Source organism: Limnothrix sp. HT2024, assembly GCF_059138625.1.
Genome location: NZ_CM181121.1, coordinates 3,018,852 through 3,037,981 on the forward strand (window position 1 = coordinate 3,018,852; position 19,130 = coordinate 3,037,981).

Annotated in this window: 12 protein-coding genes; 3 read left to right on the top strand and 9 right to left on the bottom strand. The window is 56.3% G+C overall.

Features of this window, described 5'->3' with window-relative positions:
- Positions 1-86: 86 nt before the first annotated feature.
- Together psaB and psaA are read right to left on the bottom strand one after the other, a co-directional pair.
- Positions 87-2,300: a photosystem I core protein PsaB gene (gene psaB / locus AC2IAX_RS12255; RefSeq protein WP_494387735.1), complete on the bottom strand. Its 2,214-nt coding sequence runs from the start codon at positions 2,298-2,300 to the stop codon at positions 87-89.
- A gap of 74 nt (positions 2,301-2,374) precedes the next feature.
- Complete coding sequence (psaA, locus tag AC2IAX_RS12260; RefSeq protein WP_099532036.1) at positions 2,375-4,633, bottom strand: photosystem I core protein PsaA; 2,259 nt, start codon at positions 4,631-4,633, stop codon at positions 2,375-2,377.
- Positions 4,634-5,263: 630 nt separating this feature from the next.
- On the opposite strand from psaA, the gene AC2IAX_RS12265 reads away from it, so the two are divergent.
- Positions 5,264-7,024 (top strand): hypothetical protein, encoded by a 1,761-nt coding sequence (locus tag AC2IAX_RS12265; protein ID WP_494387736.1) that lies wholly within the window; start codon positions 5,264-5,266, stop codon positions 7,022-7,024.
- A gap of 127 nt (positions 7,025-7,151) precedes the next feature.
- Here AC2IAX_RS12265 and AC2IAX_RS12270 read toward each other — a convergent pair whose 3' ends face one another.
- The 7 genes from AC2IAX_RS12270 to AC2IAX_RS12300 form a co-directional block, all read right to left on the bottom strand.
- On the bottom strand, positions 7,152-9,041 hold the full coding sequence (locus tag AC2IAX_RS12270; RefSeq protein WP_494387737.1) for an ArnT family glycosyltransferase: 1,890 nt from the start codon (positions 9,039-9,041) through the stop codon (positions 7,152-7,154).
- A 40-nt stretch (positions 9,042-9,081) separates the two neighbouring features.
- Complete coding sequence (locus AC2IAX_RS12275; protein WP_494387738.1) at positions 9,082-9,963, bottom strand: glycosyltransferase; 882 nt, start codon at positions 9,961-9,963, stop codon at positions 9,082-9,084.
- Positions 9,964-10,097: 134 nt separating this feature from the next.
- Positions 10,098-11,171 (bottom strand): glucose-1-phosphate thymidylyltransferase, encoded by a 1,074-nt coding sequence (locus tag AC2IAX_RS12280; protein ID WP_494387739.1) that lies wholly within the window; start codon positions 11,169-11,171, stop codon positions 10,098-10,100.
- Positions 11,172-11,325: 154 nt separating this feature from the next.
- Complete coding sequence (rfbD, locus tag AC2IAX_RS12285) at positions 11,326-12,204, bottom strand: dTDP-4-dehydrorhamnose reductase (protein ID WP_494387740.1); 879 nt, start codon at positions 12,202-12,204, stop codon at positions 11,326-11,328.
- 12 nt (positions 12,205-12,216) lie between these two features.
- Positions 12,217-12,774, bottom strand: coding sequence for a dTDP-4-dehydrorhamnose 3,5-epimerase (gene rfbC / locus AC2IAX_RS12290; RefSeq protein ID WP_494387741.1), 558 nt, complete (start codon positions 12,772-12,774; stop codon positions 12,217-12,219).
- Between the two features lie 196 nt (positions 12,775-12,970).
- A complete protein-coding gene (locus tag AC2IAX_RS12295) occupies positions 12,971-14,095 on the bottom strand; it encodes a GGDEF domain-containing response regulator (RefSeq protein ID WP_494387742.1) in 1,125 nt (374 codons plus the stop codon).
- A gap of 1,059 nt (positions 14,096-15,154) precedes the next feature.
- Complete coding sequence (locus AC2IAX_RS12300; protein WP_494387743.1) at positions 15,155-16,834, bottom strand: Hsp70 family protein; 1,680 nt, start codon at positions 16,832-16,834, stop codon at positions 15,155-15,157.
- Between the two features lie 890 nt (positions 16,835-17,724).
- Between AC2IAX_RS12300 and AC2IAX_RS12305 the strand changes: the two genes are divergently transcribed.
- Entirely contained in the window at positions 17,725-18,264 is a 540-nt protein-coding gene (locus AC2IAX_RS12305; protein WP_494387744.1) for a thioredoxin family protein, read from the top strand.
- On the top strand, positions 18,261-18,977 hold the full coding sequence (locus AC2IAX_RS12310) for a flavin prenyltransferase UbiX (RefSeq protein WP_494387745.1): 717 nt from the start codon (positions 18,261-18,263) through the stop codon (positions 18,975-18,977). The genes AC2IAX_RS12305 and AC2IAX_RS12310 overlap by 4 nt, the downstream gene beginning before the upstream one ends.
- Positions 18,978-19,130: the final 153 nt, after the last annotated feature.

The following is a 19,130-nucleotide window of genomic DNA, read 5'->3' on the forward strand; positions in this document are numbered from 1 at the left end:
TCGATCGCCCCATTCTTCAATAGCAAAATCCCCCAATCTCAACGAGACCGGGGGATTTTTGCTAGTTACCTAGGAGGCAATCAGATTTAGCCGAACTTGCTCGAAGTTGAGGCGATCAAGAAGGCTGCGTAGGTCACGAAGTAGCCAACGGTGAAGTGGGCCAAACCAACCAAGCGAGCTTGCACGATCGACAGGGCCACCGGCTTGTCCTTCCAACGAACCAGGTTCGCCAGCGGGGTGCGCTCATGCGCCCAAACCAGGGTTTCGATCAATTCTTGCCAGTAACCACGCCAGCTAATCAGGAACATGAAGCCCGTTGCCCAGATCAGGTGACCGAACAGGAACATCCAAGCCCAAACAGCGAGGTTATTCATGCCATAGGGGTTGTAGCCGTTGATCAACTGCGACGAATTTAGCCACAGGTAATCGCGGAACCAGCCCATCAGGTAAGTCGAGGACTCATTGAATTGAGCCACATTGCCTTGCCACACGCACAGGTGCTTCCAGTGCCAGTAGAAGGTGATCCAGCCGATCGTGTTCAGCATCCAGAACATGGCCAGGTAGAACGCATCCCAAGCCGAGATGTCGCAAGTACCGCCACGGCCGGGACCGTCGCAAGGGAAGCTGTAACCAAAGTCCTTCTTGTCGGGCATCAGCTTGGAGCCACGGGCATCCAAAGCACCCTTCACCAGGATCAAGGTGGTGGTGTGCAGACCCAGAGCGATCGCATGGTGAACCAGGAAGTCGCCAGGGCCGATCGTCAGGAACAGCGAGTTAGCGTTGCTGTTGATGGCTTCCAACCAACCGGGCAGCCACACATCGCCATGGTTCGGCCAAGCCGTCGCCGCCAAGCTATCGGGGTTCGACAGCAGCGTATCGAAGCCGTAGAGCAGTTTGCCGTGAGCCGCTTGAATCCATTGAGCGAAAACGGGTTCGATCAGGATTTGCTTCTCAGGCGTACCGAATGCCACAACCACATCGTTGTGAACGTACAGACCCAGGGTGTGGAAACCCAGGAACAGCGAGACCCAGCTCAGGTGCGAGATGATCGCTTCTTTATGCTGGAGCACGCGATCGAGCACGTTGTTCTTGTTCTGGGCGGGATCGTAATCACGCACCAGGAAGATTGCGCCGTGGGCAAACGCACCCACCATCAGGAAGCCAGCAATGTACTCGTGGTGAGTAAACAGGGCAGCCTGGGTCGTAAAGTCCTTCGCAATGAAGGCATACGACGGCATCGAATACATGTGCTGAGCCACCAACGAGGTCACAACACCCAGCGAAGCCAGGGCCAGAGCCAGTTGGAAGTGCAGCGAGTTGTTCAGCGTATCAAACAGACCCTTGTGAGCGTCGCCCAGCTTGCCCGAAGGCGGCTTGTGCGCTTCCAAGATTTCCTTGATGCTGTGCCCGATACCAAAGTTGGTCCGGTACATGTGACCAGCAACGATGAAGATCACCGCGATCGCCAGATGGTGATGGGCAATATCCGTCAGCCACAGGGATTCCGTTTGGGGGTGGAAACCGCCCAGGAAGGTCAAAATTGCGGAGCCAGCCCCTTGAGCCGTGCCAAACACATGGCCAGCCGTATCGGGGTTCTCGGCATAAACGCCCCAGTTACCGGTGAAGAAGGGAGCCAAACCAGCCGGGTGAGGAGCCACCGACAGGAAGTTATCCCAACCCACATGCACGCCGCGCGATTCGGGAATCGCCACGTGCACCAAGTGACCCGTCCAAGCCAGCGACGACACGCCGAACAGACCCGCCAAGTGGTGGTTCAGACGCGATTCTGCGTTCTTAAACCAGGAGAGGCTGGGGCGGAACTTGGGTTGCAAGTGCAGCCATCCGGCAAACAGCATCAAAGCCGCCAACACCAGCAGGAACACAGCGCCTTGGTACAGGTCGCCCACGGTGCGCATCCCGATCGTGTACCACCAGTGGTAAACGCCAGAGAACGCAATGTTCACGGGGCCCGAAGCACCACCTTGGGTGAACGCATCCACAGCCGCTTGGCCGAAGTGCGGATCCCAAATTGCGTGGGCGATCGGACGGACGTTCAGGGGATCTTTCACCCACTGCTCAAAGTTGCCTTGCCAGGCCACATGGAACAGGTTGCCCGAAGTCCACAGGAAGATGATTGCCAGGTGACCGAAGTGCGACGCGAAAATCTTTTGATAAAGATTTTCTTCCGTCATGCCATCGTGGCTTTCAAAGTCGTGGGCTGTGGCAATCCCGTACCAGATCCGCCGCGTCGTGGGATCAGCGGCGAGATCCTGGCTAAATTTTGGGAATTTGGTTGCCATAAGTCCTGTTTTTGTCTTAATCCTCGTTGCCGAAGTCGCGTCTCGACCTCAGATGCAATCCGGGGCTAAAGGGATTAGCCGCTGACCGAAATAATTCGAGCCAGGAAGAACGACCAAGTGGTCACAATGCCGCCAAGCAGGTAGTGAGCAACACCCACCGCACGACCCTGAGTGATGCTCAGAGCACGGGGTTGGATTGCCGGAGCCACCTTCAGCTTGTTGTGCGCCCACACGATCGACTCAATCAGTTCTTGCCAGTAGCCGCGACCGCTGAACAGGAACATCAGGCTGAACGCCCACACAAAGTGAGCACCCAGGAACAGCAGACCATAGGCCGACAAAGCCGAACCGTAGGAGGTGATCACCTGCGAAGCTTGTGCCCACAGGAAGTCACGCAGCCAACCATTAATGGTAATGGCGCTTTGAGCGAAGTTACCCGCCGTGATGTGAGCCACCGACCCATCAGGGTTCACCGTGCCCCACACATCCGACTGCATCTTCCAGGAGAAGTGGAAGATCACGATCGACAGCGAGTTATACATCCAGAACAGACCGAGGAACACGTGATCCCAACCGGACACTTGGCAAGTACCGCCACGACCCGGACCATCGCAAGGGAACCGGAAGCCCAAGTTCGCCTTATCGGGGATCAAGCGAGACGAACGCGCATACAGCACGCCCTTCAGGAGAATCAGCGCCGTCACGTGAATCGTGAAGGCGTGGATATGGTGAACCATGAAGTCCGCCGTACCCAGGGTGATCGGCATCATTGCCACCTTGCCACCCACCGCCACGATGCCGCCGCCAAAAGCGTGGCTGACGATTTCCAAGGCATTAGGAGCCGTGTTACCAGGCGCAAGGGCATGCAGGTTTTGCACCCACTGCGCAAACACTGGCTGCAACTGAATACCGGTATCCGAGAACATGTCTTGGGGGCGACCCAAAGCACGCATCGTGTCGTTGTGGATGTACAGACCGAAGCTGTGGAAGCCCAGGAAAATGCACACCCAGTTCAGGTGCGAGATGATCGCATCGCGGTGACGAATCACGCGATCGAGCAAGTTATCAACGTTCTTCGCCGGATCGTAGTCACGAACCATGAAGATCGCAGCGTGAGCGCCAGCACCCACGATGCAGAACGCGCCAATCCACATGTGGTGGGTGAACAGCGAGATCTGCGTCGGGTAATCCGTCGCAATGTAGGGGTAAGGAGGCATCGCGTACATGTGGTGCGCGATCACGATCGTCAGCGAACCCAACACAGCCAAGTTAACGGCCAGTTGTGCGTGCCACGAGGTATTGAAGATTTCGTAGAGACCCTTGTGGCCTTGGCCGGTGTAAGGGCCCTTGTGGGCTTCCAGGATTTCCTTCATGGAATGACCAATGCCCCAGTTCGTGCGGTACATGTGACCAGCAACGATGAAGAGCACCGCCAAAGCCAAGTGGTGGTGAGCCGTATCCGACAGCCACAGACCACCCGTGACGGGGTTCAGACCGCCCTTGAAGGTGAGGAAATCGGCGTAAGCGCCCCAGTTCAGCGTGAAGAAGGGGGTCAGACCCTGAGCAAAGCTCGGGTAGATCTCCGCCATCAAGTCCTTGTTTTGGATGAATTCATGGGGCAGCGGAATATCCTTCAGCGCCACACCCGAATCCAGCAGGTGGTTGATGGGCAGAGAAACGTGGATTTGGTGACCAGCCCAGCTCAAGCAGCCCAAGCCCAGCAAACCTGCCAGGTGGTGGTTCATTGCCGATTCGACATTTTGGAACCATTCCAGCTTGGGTGCTGCCTTGTGGTAGTGGAACCAGCCAGCAAACAGCATCAGGGCAGCCATCACCAGCCCACCGATCGCGGTCACATAGAGTTGATCGCCATTGGTGAAACCGGCGGCCCGCCACATTTGGAAGAGACCGGAGGTGATTTGAATACCGTGGAATCCACCGCCCACGTCGCCATTGAGGATTTCTTGGCCCACAATCGGCCAAACCACTTGGGCGCTGGGTTTGATATGAGTCGGGTCGCTCAACCAGGCTTCGTAGTTCGAGAAGCGTGCACCATGGAAGTACATGCCGCTCAACCAAACGAAAACCACGGCCAAGTGGCCGAAGTGAGCGCTAAAAATTTTGCGCGAAACGTCTTCTAAGTCGCTGGTATGGCTATCAAAATCGTGAGCGTCAGCGTGGAGGTTCCAGATCCAAGTCGTCGTCTTGGGACCCCGAGCCAAAGTTCGATCAAAGTGACCCGGCTTGCCCCACTTCTCGAAAGAAGTCGGAACCGGATTCTTATCAACCGAGACCTTGACTTTTGCCTCTCGCTCTGGAGGGCTAATCGTCATCGAGATTCTCCTCTCTCAAGACAGGAAACGAGGACTATCCACCCGGCTGGCCTTCGCAGCGCCCCAAGCAGGGGATTACAGCGGGTTAGCGATGGTGTTGATCGCAGCTTGGATGGCAGGGATCAAGACACGCATCACAACCAGATTGCCTGGAATTCCCGTCGCATCTAGCTCGCAGTGAACGACCGGGGTGGCTTCTCTCTTGAAGATTATAGACGTGGGTTTTGAAGGGACTTGAGGGGGTTAACAATATTTCAAAATCCGTAAAGCCTCATCCCATGAGGCATTGGAGCTTTTTTATTCAGTAGTCAGATCCAGAAAGTTAGGTTTATAAACTTTACAAACAGTTTGATTAAGAATTGCAAAGCATCTGAGGTCGAGTTGGGTAGTTCTTTGTGGTAAAGGCTGGAAACCGCGGCCCGGCTATGGTTCTCGGATACACTGGACTCGATTTCAGATTGCCTTCAGATCGCAAATTTCGCAGATTTCGCAAGTTTTCCAAATTCTGCATTGCCTAGGTTTGCTTAGGATCGCCTAGGTCATATCAGTTCCTATACCCATTACTGAAGATTGCAAAGAGGTAACGAGATGAGGTGGCTCGGGGCGCTGGGTCGAGGGCTAGGGCGGCGAATGGCCTGGGGATGCGTGGTGTTGGTCTGGGGATGCCTCCTGTTGCCGATCGGGGGATGCGCCAAGGAGCCACCACCGCTGGCGACGGCCACGCCGCCCAAACCCAATCAGGGCAAAGTAGTGGGGGCCATTGATGAGGTGGCACCACCATCGATCGTGCAGCGATTGAATCGGGAGTTGGATCGCTATCAACCCCAGGTGCAGATCATTGCGCCAAGGCCCGATGAAACCCTGACGCAAACACAGGTGGCGGTGCAGTTGCGGGTGCAAGATTTGCCGCTATTTAAGGATGAAGCGCTGGCTGCCGGGCCACATTTGAAGCTGATGTTGGACGATCGCCCGGTGGCAGAGATTTTTGATGTCACGGATCCGATTACGATTAGCGACCTAACGCCGGGAACCCACACACTCCGGGCCTTTGCGGAACGTCCCTGGCATGAAAGCTTTAAGAATGATGGGGCCTATGCTCAGGTGTCTTTCCATGTGTTTGCAAAAACCCAAACCCATGTTCCCGACTCGGGCCGGCCGCTGCTGACCTATAACCAGCCGATCGGGACGGTGGGCACAGAACCGGTGCTGCTGGACTTTTACTTGACCAATGCCCCGCTACATCTGCTGGCTCGGGAACGGGATGATGATGAGATTGTGGATTGGAAGGTGCGGGTGACGGTCAATGGCGACAGCTTTTTGCTGGATGATTGGCAGTCTATTTATTTGAAGGGATTCCGTCGGGGCAAAAACTGGGTCAAGTTGGAGCTGATCGACGATCGGGGAGAGCTGCTGGAGAATGCGTTTAATGAGTCGGTGGCGCTGGTGGAGTTTGACCCCAACCAGACGAGCGCGATTGACCGACTGCTGAAGGGTGCGTTGCCGGAACCGGAAGCCCGGGCGCTGATTGACCCAACCTATGAGCCACCGGCCCCGGAACCGGTTGCCGCGCCTGAGCCGATCGCACCATTGCCGCAAGCGTTGCCGACTGTAACCGCAGAGCCAGAGACTGTAGAACCGGCGGCAATGACTCCAGAACCAGAACCGGCGGCTCTGCCGGAAGCAACGGCCAGCCCAGAACCAAAGGACACAGCAGATCACGAAGTCAGCATTCCAAGTGGGACTCTGGCCCCAAAACCCAGCGCCGTTGCACCATCGGAGCCTGCCGCCTCAACCCTAGAACCGACAACAGTTTCGGAAACTGTTGAGGATTCCCCCACGGCTAACCCGCCTGTGGCGACGGAACCTGAACCGATGCCGGAACCCAGTGCCGAGCCAGTTAGCCCTGAGTCAGGTAGCCCTGAGCCGCCGGATGTAGCCCTGCCTCAAGCAGAGGCCCGGAGAATCAACAGTTCCCTGAGCGAAGACCGAGCAGAGTCTGCTTCGCCAGCGTTGGTGAGCGAACCAGAACCGGAGACTGCTACGCCAGACGTGATTGCACCAGCGGAGGGAACGAAGCCGGAAGCATCAGCAACGGAGGTTCCCACAACGGAGCCGATCGCCCCGGAAGCTAAACCGGAACCAGCGGTGTCTGAACCAAAGTCAGCGCCCCAAGTTGGATTAAAACCGCCGATTGTGCTTGAGTCGATCGAGCCGGTGATCTCGGAGCCGATCGTTGAGCCAATGCCATCGGGAACGGCAACACCCGATCGGCCCCTCAAGGGCTTGCGCAAACAATTCCTGAAGTGGCTGAAACAAACCCAACAGCAGTTGCCGGATGATTTGAACCTGCCCTTTGACATCAAGCAAGTGCCGATTCCGTCGGGCGATTAGGTGACAATCCAGATCCAGACTGTCCCAAGCTAGGCAGGTCAAATCTAGACAAGGGCCAAGACCAATCTAGACAAGGGGTTTCAACCCCTTGCCCCGTCAAGCGCTTTCTATCGTTGAACCTTGCAGGTTAATCGTCTGGATCAGTGGGCGGTTGGTGGTTCGCAAAGGCACGCCGATCGACCCGGAATAATTGATAGGAACCAGCGGCGGCGATCGGTTGACCCACTTGGTCTAAACCGGTTTCCGCCAATTTTTTGCGATCGCCCAGCAACAGCACCGTGGCAGGTTTGGGGTTGGGATTAATCTTGAGGGCTTCCCGCTCTCCTTCAATTAACGGGGTCGCCCGTTGGGAGAAGTTAACGATTTGCTGGGTGTAGAACACCACACTCGGCTTGGCAAAGCCCACCATCATCAACTCCTCGTCCGGTTGTCGTACCCGAATTACATCCGCCGACAGGATCCGCAGGGGCAATTGACGTTGGGAATCGAGGGCGAAGGTTACCGGCACGATCGTGCCCACAAAAAACAGCACACCACCGACCCACATGAGCAGCCACAGCCAGCGATAGCGCCGCCGGTAAATCACCACCACACTGAGGACAGCGGTGATTGCCCAATCGATCGCCCCTCGCGTAATGGCTCCAGATTCGATCAACACCTCCCGAATGCGCGGCATGGTCGGATCTTTAATCAACGGTAGCCAGAGGTTTTGGGCACTGAGGGCGATCGCCAAAATACCCATCACAATCACGGCGGCGATCGCGCTGCGGTGGAATCCCGGTGAAACCTGATCTTCCGTGGCGATCGGCGGTTCGCTCAACCCCGGCCGGGGCATCGATCGGCGGGAAGCCAGATCACCACTCAGCAAGTCCCGCCACAGCAACGCCACCAGTAGCCCACCGGCCGGCATGAGCGGGACAACGTAGCTGGGCAACTTGGTCACCGCGATCGTGAAAAAGCCAAACACGCCCAAAAACCAAGCGCCCGCAAACAAAGGCAGCCGCTCCGATCGCGATCGCCGCAGCCACCACTTGCGCCGCCAAATTTCCAGCCGGCCCAGGGCGATCGGCAGATAGACAGACCAGGGCGCAAAGCCCCAAGCCACCACAATGAAATAGAAAAACCAGGGAGCCGAATGCTGATTCACCACGCGGGTGAAGCGATCAATATTGTGGTAGCCAAAGAAGGACTCAACGTAGGCATCCCCATTGGCCAAAATCACCAGCACAAACCAGGGAATCGACAGCACCGCCACCAGCAGCAAACCCCACAGCGGCTTCGCTTCCTTCCATAGCTGCTTGAATTCGCCCACATAGAGCGCAAAGGCCAGCACAATCCCGCCCGGCAACACCACGCCCACCGGCCCTTTGGTCAGCACCGCCAAGGCGAGGGCCACATAAAACCCGAGATACCCAAGACGCTTGACCCGAGGGCGATCGCTGGCATAGCCCCAAAAGAAGGCCAGCAGGGCGGTGCTGATGCAGCCGGTGAGCAACATATCGGACACGCCGACCCGACCCCAGATGATCATGTGGGGCGAAAAGGCGATCGTTCCGGCCCCGATCGCCCCCACCAGCCAAGGCCGCCAAGGGGCTTGTTGACGCGCCTCGACAGTGACGGAAAAGCGCCAGAGAGTGGCAAAGGACAGCCCGATCGTCGCCAGGGCCGCCAATCCCGAGGGCAACCGCACAGCCCACTCATTCACACCCAAGATTTTGTAGGCGATCGCCGTTAGCCAATAGATCAGCGGCGGCTTGTCAAAGCGGGTGGCCCCGTTGAAATAGGGCGTGATCCAATCGCCGGTCACGGTCATTTGGCGGGCCGCTTCCGAAAACATCGGCTCCGTTTCGTCCACCAGCCCCACGCTGCCCGAGTGCCAAAACAGGGCGATCGCCCAAACCAACAACACCCAAGCCAGGCCTAGCCAGCCCCGCCCCCGATCGTCCAAAGCCGCCAGCCGCCCCATCCAAGAGCGCAACGGCTCCGGCAGCGATCGAGTTAAGCGCAAGTCCAGCATAGGTTTCCGAAAAAGTGGGCCAAGCAAGTCGAGCTTTACTTTAGCGCCGCGTGGAGCCGTTGCGTGTGGATCGCCAACTTTGCCAAGCATTGGCAACGCCTTGGAGCTTGGCGCGCGATCGGGCGGGATGCTGCGGCCACTGGGCGATCGCGCTAATCACAATCCGCGCCAACCGATAGATCAGCGCCCCACGGCTGCCGTGAATCGCCAGGGCCAACAAATAGCCCCCGATCGACCAGCGCAATTTCCGCTCCGGTTGGCGGCCCGTCACCGTCGAGGTGGCATGGATCACCCGCAGGCTCGGGGCGATCGCCACCGAATAGCCTTGGCGGGCGTAGCGGCGGCAAAGCTCGAAATCTTCGTAATACAAAAAGAAGCGGCGATCGAACCGGGGTGGCTCGCGAAATGCCGCCAGATTGATCAGCAAACTGCAACCACTGACCCAATCCGTGGGCTGAATTTGGGCAGCGGTGGGGGAATCCTGGGCGATCGGCTCGATCAGGCCCGATCGCCGATCGAACCGGCCGCCGCGAAACTCCGGCCGGCCATCGGGTTGATCGATCGCCGTGCCCAAAATCGCCCAATCGGCTTGGCTCAGGAGCGATCGGGCCGCCGCGATCGTTCCCGCCGGTAGCCAAGCATCGGGATTGATTAGCCAAACGATCGCCCCTGGATCGCGATCAGCCACCCAGGCGATCGCCCGATTGCAGGCCCGCCCAAACCCCAAATTCTCGCCGGTTTCTAGGATTGTGCAATGGGCAAATTCAGTGGGAAACGAGTCGAGCGATCGATCCTCCGGTGAATTATTCACGATCAGGATTTGGTAATTCTGGTCGGGGGAATCTTGGGCCAGCAATCGCAATAAGTGGGCGATCGATTCCCCACACCAATAATTCACAACAACGAAATAAAAAATCGGCATTTCGCCCTATCAGAATCAACCCCCAAACCCCCGACCATCCAAGAACCAAAGACAAGGGGCTTAAGCCCCTTGTTTGGGCTGTCAGCGGTTGAGAAAAGGGGCTTAAGCCCCTTGCCCCAGAGGCCGCAATCATCCTAGGTCAATTCGATGTGGGAATCATCACCGATCATGAAACGCAAGGCTTTCGGGCGTTTTGGCCCCACATGGAGCTTCACCCGTTGACCGATCACGCTATCAATAATCCGCTCCGTCACCCCGACAATTTCCGCCCCTTCCAAGACCACGCTGTGATCCAAATCCACATCCACCAAATGGGCGCGATCGCTGATGCTACTGTAGGGGCCAATGTAGCAATTCTCGATCGTGCAATTCTCGCCAATTACCGCCGGGCCGCGCACCGTGGAATTGATCACCTGTGAGCCTTTACCGATTTCCACCCGCCCAATAATTTTGCTCGATTCATCAACCTCGCCGTAGTTCCAAGGCTGCAAATCCGTATCAAGAATAATCCGGTTGGTTTCTAGCAAATCATCCTTTTTACCGGTGTCCAACCACCAACCTTCCAGGGTGCAAGCCTCAACGGTTTTGCCCGTATCAATCAGCTTTTGGATCGCGTCTACAATTTCCAATTCGCCCCGGGCTGAAGGCTGGATTTGGGCGATCGCCTCGTGAATCACCGGCTGAAAGAAATAGATCCCCACCATCGCCAAATTGGAAGGAGGATTTTTCGGTTTTTCCACCAACCGAACCACCCGGCCCGCCGCGTCCACTTCCGCCACCCCAAAGGCACGCGGATCGGGCACTTCTCGCAGAATAATGACCGAATCGACACCGGGCTTTTTAAATTGGTCGATAAACTGCCCCAAATCCGCTTGGATGACGTTATCGCCCAAATACATGATGAATGGCGAGTCACCGAGGAACTCTTGCCCCACGGAAACCGCGTGGGCCAATCCCGACGGATGCTCCTGCAAAATATAGGTAATCTTTGCGCCAAAGCGACTGCCATCGCCGGTTTTTTCGCGCACTTCGTCGCCGGTTTCCGGGCTGATAATAATCCCAATATCGGTGATGCCTGCCGCCACAATTCGCTCGATGCCATACCAAAGAATTGGCTTGTTGGCCACCGGCACGAGCTGTTTTGCACCCGTATAGGTCAGGGGTCGCAGGCGGGTTCCTTTGCCACCCGAAAGAATCAAGGCTTTCATATTATTAACTCGCTGCGATCGCGGTTGAGTAATCGTTGGGGGGCAAGGGGCTTAAGCCCCTTGTCTGGGATTGCCGAGGTGAAGCGGTTGAGTAATCGTTTAATCGTTGGGGAGCAAGGGGCTTAAGCCCCTTGTCTGATGCTGTGGGAGTAACCTAGCGGTTCAGTAGTTCTGGCAGCATTTTGCGGAGGCTGGCCCGCCAATGGGGAGCCGGACTGCCGAGCAAGTCCGCCAACTTACCACCCCACAGCACCGAATAGGACGGGCGCTGGGCCGGGGTTGGATAATCCTCCGTGGCGATCGGGACGATCCGTTCCACCGCAAGTTCCAGCCCCAGAGCGCGGGCCTCTTCGATGATCGCCACGGCAAAGTCATACCAGCTAACGGCCCCGCTGTTGGTGTAGTGGTAAACTCCGGCGGTTTCCGCATCCAGGCGGCTGGCGAGCTGCCCGATCGCCCCGGCCAAGTCCCGCGTCCAGGTGGGCGAACCGATTTGATCCGCCACCACCCGCAGTTCCGGGCGATCGGTCGCCAGCCGAATCATCGTTTTCACAAAGTTGCCGGTTTTGCCTGCGCCATAGACCCAAGCGGTGCGGACAATCGCGCTCTGGCCCGGAGCTGTGGCCAAAATCGCCGTTTCCCCTGCCAACTTCGATCGCCCGTAGCTGCCCAGCGGATCGGTGGGGGCCGTTTCCCGGTAGGGTCGCCCCTGTTGCCCGTTGAAGACGTAATCTGTGGACACATGGATCAGCCGCCCGCCCAAATTCTTGGCCGCCTGGGCCAAAATCCCGGGAGCCTTGCCGTTGACGGCCATCGCCAAGTCAGCTTCGGTTTCCGCCTTGTCCACGGCCGTGTAGGCGGCGGCGTTCACGATCAAATCCGGCTGGAGCGCCATCACTGCGTCGTAGAGCGATTCAGTGTCGGCCAGGTTGACCCGATCGCGCCCGGCCGCCGTCAGCTCCCCGATCGCCCCCAACACCGGTTGCAGGGCCTCGCCCAACTGCCCCTGTGCGCCCGTTAATAAAATCCGCATGGTTCCGCGATCCTAGATTTGCCCGTATTCAAACAGATCCGCTTCTGCCAAGGGTTTGGCCGCCTGGTCTTTGCCCGACAGGATCGGTTCACCATCCAGGTTCCAGGCGATGTTGATTTGCGGATCGTTCCAGAGAATCGATCGATCGCCCGCTGGACAATAGAAATCCGTCGCCTTGTAGAGCAATTCCGCCGTATCGGTCAGGGTGAGGAACCCATGGGCGAATCCCGGCGGAATCCAGAGTTGGCGCTTGTTTTCGGCACTCAGCTCATAGCCCACCCATTGACCAAAGGTGGGCGACCCGTGTCGAATATCCACCGCCACATCAAAAATCGCCCCGGCTCCAGCCCGCACCAATTTGCCCTGGGGCTGTTGCACCTGGTAATGCAGGCCGCGCAGCACGTTTTTCACGGACTTGGAATGGTTGTCCTGCACAAAGGTCACATCGAGGCCAGTTTTGTCCGCAAAGGTGCGACTGTTGAAGCTCTCATAAAAAAAGCCGCGATCGTCTCCAAAGACCCTCGGCTCAATCAGCAAAACATCGGGAATCTCGGTCGGCGTGACGTTCATGGCGCTGGGGATCGCTCAAAACCGGCCTGAGACTACCACAGACCGGCAACAGAACCGATCGCAAATTGCGAGCGATTGATGCTGGGCGGTTAATTCTGAGCAGCGAATTCTGAGCCGCTGATGTTGGGCGGTTAATTCTGGGCGATGGATGCCCAAGTATCAAAGCATCCAGCTTTTGGCATCTGGTTAGCGGGCCCTAGCTCTCCAAGAGATAGCGCTTGCAATAGGTATTGCGCCCTTGCTGTTTGGCTTCGTAGAGGGCCGCATCGGCGGCAGCGATCAGATTTTGGGGAGTATTGCCCATTTTGGGAAACTGACAGGCTAAGCCCAAACTGACTGTGACCCAGGGGCTAGCTTCCGATCGCTCGTGGGGAATTTTTAAATTCTCGATCGCCCGTCGCAGTCGATCGATCACCTCCACGGCCATTGTCAAGTCCGTGTCCGGCAACAGGATCGCGAACTCTTCCCCCCCATAGCGAGCCACCAAATCCGTCGCCCGGCGTGTGCCATCCTGCAAGGTGCGGGCCACTTGAATCAAACAATCATCTCCCGCTTGATGACCGTAATGGTCGTTGAAGCGCTTGAAGTAGTCCACATCACAGAGCACCAACGACATTGGACGATGATCCTGGGCCAGGCGTTGCCACTCGCGATTAATCGTGGTGTCAAAGCAGCGCCGGTTTGCCACCTGCGTCAGGCCGTCGCTGGTGGCCAGGCGCTCCAGTTCCAAATTCACCGTCAGCAGCGTGGCTTCCACTCGCTGCCGCTCTGCCACCTCCCGCTCCAGTTCTTCATTTTTGGCTCGTAACTGCCGAGTTAAGTCCAAAAGCCGCAATTGCAGTTCAATACGGGCTAAGACTTCTTCTTTTTGAAAGGGCTTGATGATGTAGTCCACTGCGCCCAGTTCCAGCCCTTCAAGCTTGCTGGACAAGTCCGAAAGGCCCGTCATGAAGATTACGGGTACATCCCAGTCAGGATAAAGGGTTTGCAAAGCACGATAGGTCTCAAACCCGTTCAGCTTTGGCATCACCACATCCATCAAAATCAGGTCAGGATGATCCTTCGGTGGCACATTTTGCAGATATTCAAGGGCCAGTTGACCGTTTTCAACACTTTGAATGCGAAATTTCTTGAAGCGCATCAGGTAGCGCCGCAACAGATCCACGTTGTCGGGAGTGTCGTCAACGATCAACAGTGAGTAGTGTTTGCGGCTGGACTCCATGTCTGGCGATGCGATCGGGTGGGAGAGAGGACTGGATGAGAGAGATGGGTAACTGGCCGCAACATTGGCATCGGTGCGGGCGGTGATCGAATTGCGCATTCTGACAGGTGATCCTCACTCAGCACGACTGGATTCTGCTGCACTGGAGTGATGCAACTAGGGGGGCGATTCACCCCGCTTCAGCACTCCAGAGCGCTGTTGGTTACCCCCTAACTCAAACTCCTGAATAGCACTATTTTTGGCAATCGATCGCGTTTCGGAAGCGATCGCGGTCAATGGACAGGAATGATATTCACCAAGAGACAACTAGCTCCGATGGGTGATGAGCGCACTGGGATTGGGATCCATGGGCTAAGGACTAGTGGTGATCGATGCTGAAAAATTTCTAACCCCCCAAATTCCTAAGACCTAAAGCACTAGTGGTTGATATCAGTCGGGTTGCAGGTGGAGTTTGTTGAATCTTTCATCCTGCTTCATCGACTTTCAGGTCAAATTTTCCTCAACTAAGTCAGGTTGGCTGGATCAAGCGGCGGCAACAATCGAAACAATAATCGGAAATTGATTGTAAAAAATGGCACAACTAGACCCCGGGAAAGACCTAAAGACATCCTAGGTTTAACCATGACAATTCCAGTTCCCCAATCCAAAATCGAGGACGCACGATCGGGATCAGGGCGATCGGAATTGGGAGATCAGTCAACAGTTAAAACGTGAGCAAGGGATAGGCAGAAACTATCAATTGTTGTTGATCTTGGGTTGGGTTTAGAACTTCTGAAGTTACCCTTGCCCGCCCCAAGTACCTAATGGTTTGCTAACGGCCTTTTGGGATCTAGCTTACCCATTAGAAGTTGAGAGGTTTCAAACTATCCCGAACTCAGGTGAATTCAGCATAGGAGCTTAGACCACATCGGAGTTCTATTGCACCCAATAGCACCCAATGCAGCCCAATGCAGCCGAGACTGAAGTTGAATGTTTTATCTTGCTCATGCTAACGAATACGAGTCAATACTCGCCAACCCTTGCACATCGTGCCCCAATGCGGTCTTTCGGTTGGGGAGGCTACGAATTGGCGAAACACCCCTTGGGCTGTGCCTGGCGCTGGTTCAGGAATGACCAGGGATTAACAGCAAGCTCAGGAATGGCGAGGTTTACCAGGACTTAACTCAGTTGGGCGATCGGGCATTGGTTGAGCAGGGTGCGATCGCTCAGTAAGTCTTCAACGGTGACTCGCAAGGTGCGATCGGCATCCACTTCAAAGGCCACCCGAATTCGGTCAATGCCAGGCATTCCAGGCGGATCCAGTTGAGCCAAACTGCGTGCGCCATCACGATCATTCAGCGGTTGAACTGAGGCTTGGCCGCCGATGGTTTTGGTGACCAATCGATCGCCATCAAAAAAGATTTCAGTGCGTTGTTCTTCGTCGCCTAATTCTCCAATGATTAGTTCAATTTGGGGTTGATTTTCAATAGAGGCTCCCAAGAGCAATTCAACGGGCTTGGCGGTGGGATAAGGCTGACCTTTAGGGATGATGGGATGCCAACTGTGGCGCTTTTCCCGTTGGTTCCAATAGCGAATTCCGTAGCCATGATAGAGAAAATCGCGCACTTCTAAGCCGCTGGCCAGCTTCAAAGCTCCTTGGGCGATCGCTTCAAAGGGGCGATCGGTGGCGACTTTTTCGGTAGGAAAATAGTTACGAATCCAGGATTGAATGGCAGGAATCTGGCTCGTGCCACCTACCAATAACACCGCTTCGATCGACTGGGGTTCTAGTCCCTGGCGAAGGGCTTGCTGAAAAATTTGATCCAAGGCCCGATCGAGCTGTTGAAACAGACCCCGATCGCGCAAAATAGTTTCCAATTCCGTGCGCGAAAGGCTTAGCTCTAGACTATTAAGCGTCACGTCATCAAAATAGACTTCCTGGGCCATTTCCTGATGCGAAAGGGCTATTTTGACTCGCTCCGCTAATCGCAGCAGAATTGGAGTTTTCTGGAAAGAATGACCCGCGAGATTGCCCGAGGAATTACCCAAGGTATTGCCTGGCCAATCCACCGAAGCTCGCTGTTGACTCCAATAGTCCACAATCCAGTTATCCAAATCGGATCCACCCAGGTTTAAGCCTGCTTTGGCCAAAACCCTGGCGGTTTTCACGGTTTGTTGGGAATCCTCAAGGGCGCGGTTCCCCCACTTCAACAGAAATCCCAAGGGCCGGCCGGCGCTGGTGGCACTGGGGCGATCGAGCCGCACCAGGGACAGATCCAACGTGCCGCCGCCAAAGTCCACCACCAACACCAAGTCCCGATCGCCTGCGCCATAGCCCAAAGCCGCCGCCGTTGGCTCGTCCAGCAAACGCACCTGTTCAATTTGCCTCAAGTCCGACTGGGCGATCGCCCGGGTTAACCAATTGCGGTATTGCTCAAAACTGTCCACCGGCACGGTCAAAATCAGTTGTGACCCGGCCCCTGCACCGCCCCAAAACTGCTGCTCTGTTAGGGCGCGGGCAATGGCATCTAAAAACCACTGCCCCGCCTGCTCAAAATCCACCGATCGCCCGTCTAACTCGGGCACAAATCCTTGGACAGCGGTTCCGATCCCCCGCTTAAACCCCCGAAACAAGCGCCCATCGGCCAATTGATCCAGTCCCCGATCGCGCACTGCTTGGCCGGCCACCACCTGACCTTCGGCCGCCTGGGCCACATACAACAGGCTGGGAATTAGCGGCGGGTTGGGGGACTGTCGCACCGAAAGTCCACTGAGATCCAGGGTTTCGGGATTGCCGGTTACGGGGTTGAGATAGGTCACCACCGTGTTGCTGGTTCCAAAGTCGATCGCAATGGTCATGGCAGTGGCAAAGGTGCAATAGGGTGCGTTGGGTCATGAATCAATGGCTCAGCCAACAGCCAGCCAACCAACCGGGAGCAAGCCATGCCGGGGATTCAGAACTCCAATTCGGTATTGTGCCAGTTTCCCAACGGGTTTCCCAATAGCCTTTTGCCGCTGCTTTTCCCACTGCCTTTCCCAAATTTTGGTCTCAAGCATGGCCTCAGATGTTTCCCAAGCCCCGATCGCCCCAATTTCCTGAGCCATTCGCGATCGGGTGCTGTTTTCTTAATCCCTTTAGCTCGATTTTTTTGAGTGCGATTTAATGCCAAAACCTATGAATTAATTACGTAATTTTACGGAGATGTCTTATAAAGCGCCCGATCGCCCGGCAAATCCCGACGAACTCCGGCGAATTGTTCATCCCATCCTGAATTGCACCCCCCTGCTGCAATCTCGCAATCCAGAATTGAGATCTCGCACAGGGCTTGAATGGCACGGCCGATCCATGACTTGCCAATCCCAAGCCTTGCTAAGCCGCTGATTTCGGAACTAAAAACCAACCGATCGCGCCCGCGTGGCAGATGAATCTAGGGCAAATTCGTAGTCAATCCTGAACCAAACCGGAATCTCAACGACAACAGCCGATCGCACGCCGCTTCAAGGCCGCTTCAACATTGCACACCCAGCGATCGACCAAAGATCGCAAGTTTATAAATTCTCATTCCGGCGGAAACGGCTTAGGGTTCTTGAGGTTAAATGATTCCAGCGCACGAATCTGGCCGAATCCTCGTAGAATCAATGGAAGTGTGCTTCCGGATAGACGGCTCTTGGCGAAGTGGCACCCCCTCGCTGAGACCCCCAGCAAACTAGCCGTCTGAGCGCGGCGCAACTGGCTTACCCCCATGCTTATGGAACGTATCGGAAAATACGCCCCCGATTTTGAAATTCCTGGGGCCGATGGCAAAGTACACCACTTTGCGACCTATCTCGGTCAATACAAAGCGGCGGTGGTGATTTTCATGTGCAATCACTGCCCCTACGTGGGGATGTATCTCGATCGGCTGAAGGCTCTGCAAGCGGAATTTGAGCCACAGGGCGTAACGCTGATCGGAATCAATGCCAATGATGCCAATCAGTTCCCCGAAGATAGCTTTGATGCGATGAAGGTCTTTGCTCGGGAGCGGGGGCTGAATTTTCCCTACCTGTGGGATCCCACCCAGGATGTGGCGGACTGCTTCGGGGCCAAGAAAACGCCCCAGGCTTTTTTGGTGGATGCCAACAGCGTCATGCGCTATATCGGCGCGGTGGATGACAGCCCCCAGGATCCATCCGTCGTCACGCAGGCTTATTTGCGGGATGCGATCACCAGTTTTTTGGATGAACAGCCGATCGCGATTGCCTTCACGGAGGCGGTGGGTTGTTCTGTGAAATGGCGGCCCGGTCGATGACCGACAGCGTTGAGCGCACGGAACTTAGCCCCAATATATCCCCGGATCTTGATCAACCTCAATCGCACGATCAAGCGGATCAGCGACCGTTAATTTTGGGAGTTTCGGGGGCTTCGGGCTTGATCTACGCGGTGCGGGCCCTGAAGTGGCTGTTAACAGCGGGCTACGCGATCGAGCTGGTGGCTTCCAAGGCGGCCCACATGGTTTGGCAGTCAGAAAACCAGGTGCAGATGCCCCTGGAACCCTTGACCCAAGAAGCGTTTTGGCGATCGCAGGCCGGCGTACCCACCGGAGGGCGGCTCATCTGCCATCGTTTTGGGAACGTGGGGGCCACCATCGCCAGCGGTTCCTATCGCACCTTGGGCATGGTGGTGATGCCTTGCAGCATGAGCACCGTGGGCAAATTGGCAGCGGGTTTAAGCAGCGATCTCCTGGAGCGGGCCGCCGATGTGCAACTGAAGGAGGGGCGGCCGCTGGTGTTGGTTCCTCGGGAAACCCCTTGGAGCTTGATTCATCTGCGGAACCTGACCCAGTTGGCCGAGGCCGGCGCGGCGATCGTGCCGGCCATTCCCGCTTGGTATCATCAACCGCAATCGATTGAAGACTTGGTGGATTTTGTGGTGGCCAGGGCGCTCGATCGCCTGGCGATCGACTGTGTGCCTCTCCGGCGCTGGCAAGGGGGCAACGAAACGCCCGAAGATTTGCCGGGTTAAACCCACTGGTTGAACTTTTTGCAGCCATTCTCAATTTTCAGGCATTTCCAATTGCAAGCCCAAGTCCAGACCGCTCCTCCTGCCTCCCCTGGCGGAAGCACTCCCATCGGCCCCAATCCGAGCTAGGTTGGTTGAACGGCCAGGTCACGAAAC

Bases quoted from the DNA above. Each gene is read 5' to 3' on its own strand.
- AC2IAX_RS12280 (WP_494387739.1), bottom strand. From the start codon at position 11,171: ATGAAAGCCTTGATTCTTTCGGGTGGCAAAGGAACCCGCCTGCGACCC.
- AC2IAX_RS12310 (WP_494387745.1), top strand. From the start codon at position 18,261: ATGACCGACAGCGTTGAGCGCACGGAACTTAGCCCCAATATATCCCCG.
- AC2IAX_RS12305 (WP_494387744.1), top strand. From the start codon at position 17,725: ATGGAACGTATCGGAAAATACGCCCCCGATTTTGAAATTCCTGGGGCC.
- rfbC (WP_494387741.1), bottom strand. From the start codon at position 12,774: ATGAACGTCACGCCGACCGAGATTCCCGATGTTTTGCTGATTGAGCCG.
- AC2IAX_RS12295 (WP_494387742.1), bottom strand. From the start codon at position 14,095: ATGCGCAATTCGATCACCGCCCGCACCGATGCCAATGTTGCGGCCAGT.
- rfbD (WP_494387740.1), bottom strand. From the start codon at position 12,204: ATGCGGATTTTATTAACGGGCGCACAGGGGCAGTTGGGCGAGGCCCTG.
- psaA (WP_099532036.1), bottom strand. From the start codon at position 4,633: ATGACGATTAGCCCTCCAGAGCGAGAGGCAAAAGTCAAGGTCTCGGTT.
- AC2IAX_RS12275 (WP_494387738.1), bottom strand. From the start codon at position 9,963: ATGCCGATTTTTTATTTCGTTGTTGTGAATTATTGGTGTGGGGAATCG.
- AC2IAX_RS12265 (WP_494387736.1), top strand. From the start codon at position 5,264: ATGGCCTGGGGATGCGTGGTGTTGGTCTGGGGATGCCTCCTGTTGCCG.
- AC2IAX_RS12270 (WP_494387737.1), bottom strand. From the start codon at position 9,041: ATGCTGGACTTGCGCTTAACTCGATCGCTGCCGGAGCCGTTGCGCTCT.
- psaB (WP_494387735.1), bottom strand. From the start codon at position 2,300: ATGGCAACCAAATTCCCAAAATTTAGCCAGGATCTCGCCGCTGATCCC.
- AC2IAX_RS12300 (WP_494387743.1), bottom strand. From the start codon at position 16,834: ATGACCATTGCGATCGACTTTGGAACCAGCAACACGGTGGTGACCTAT.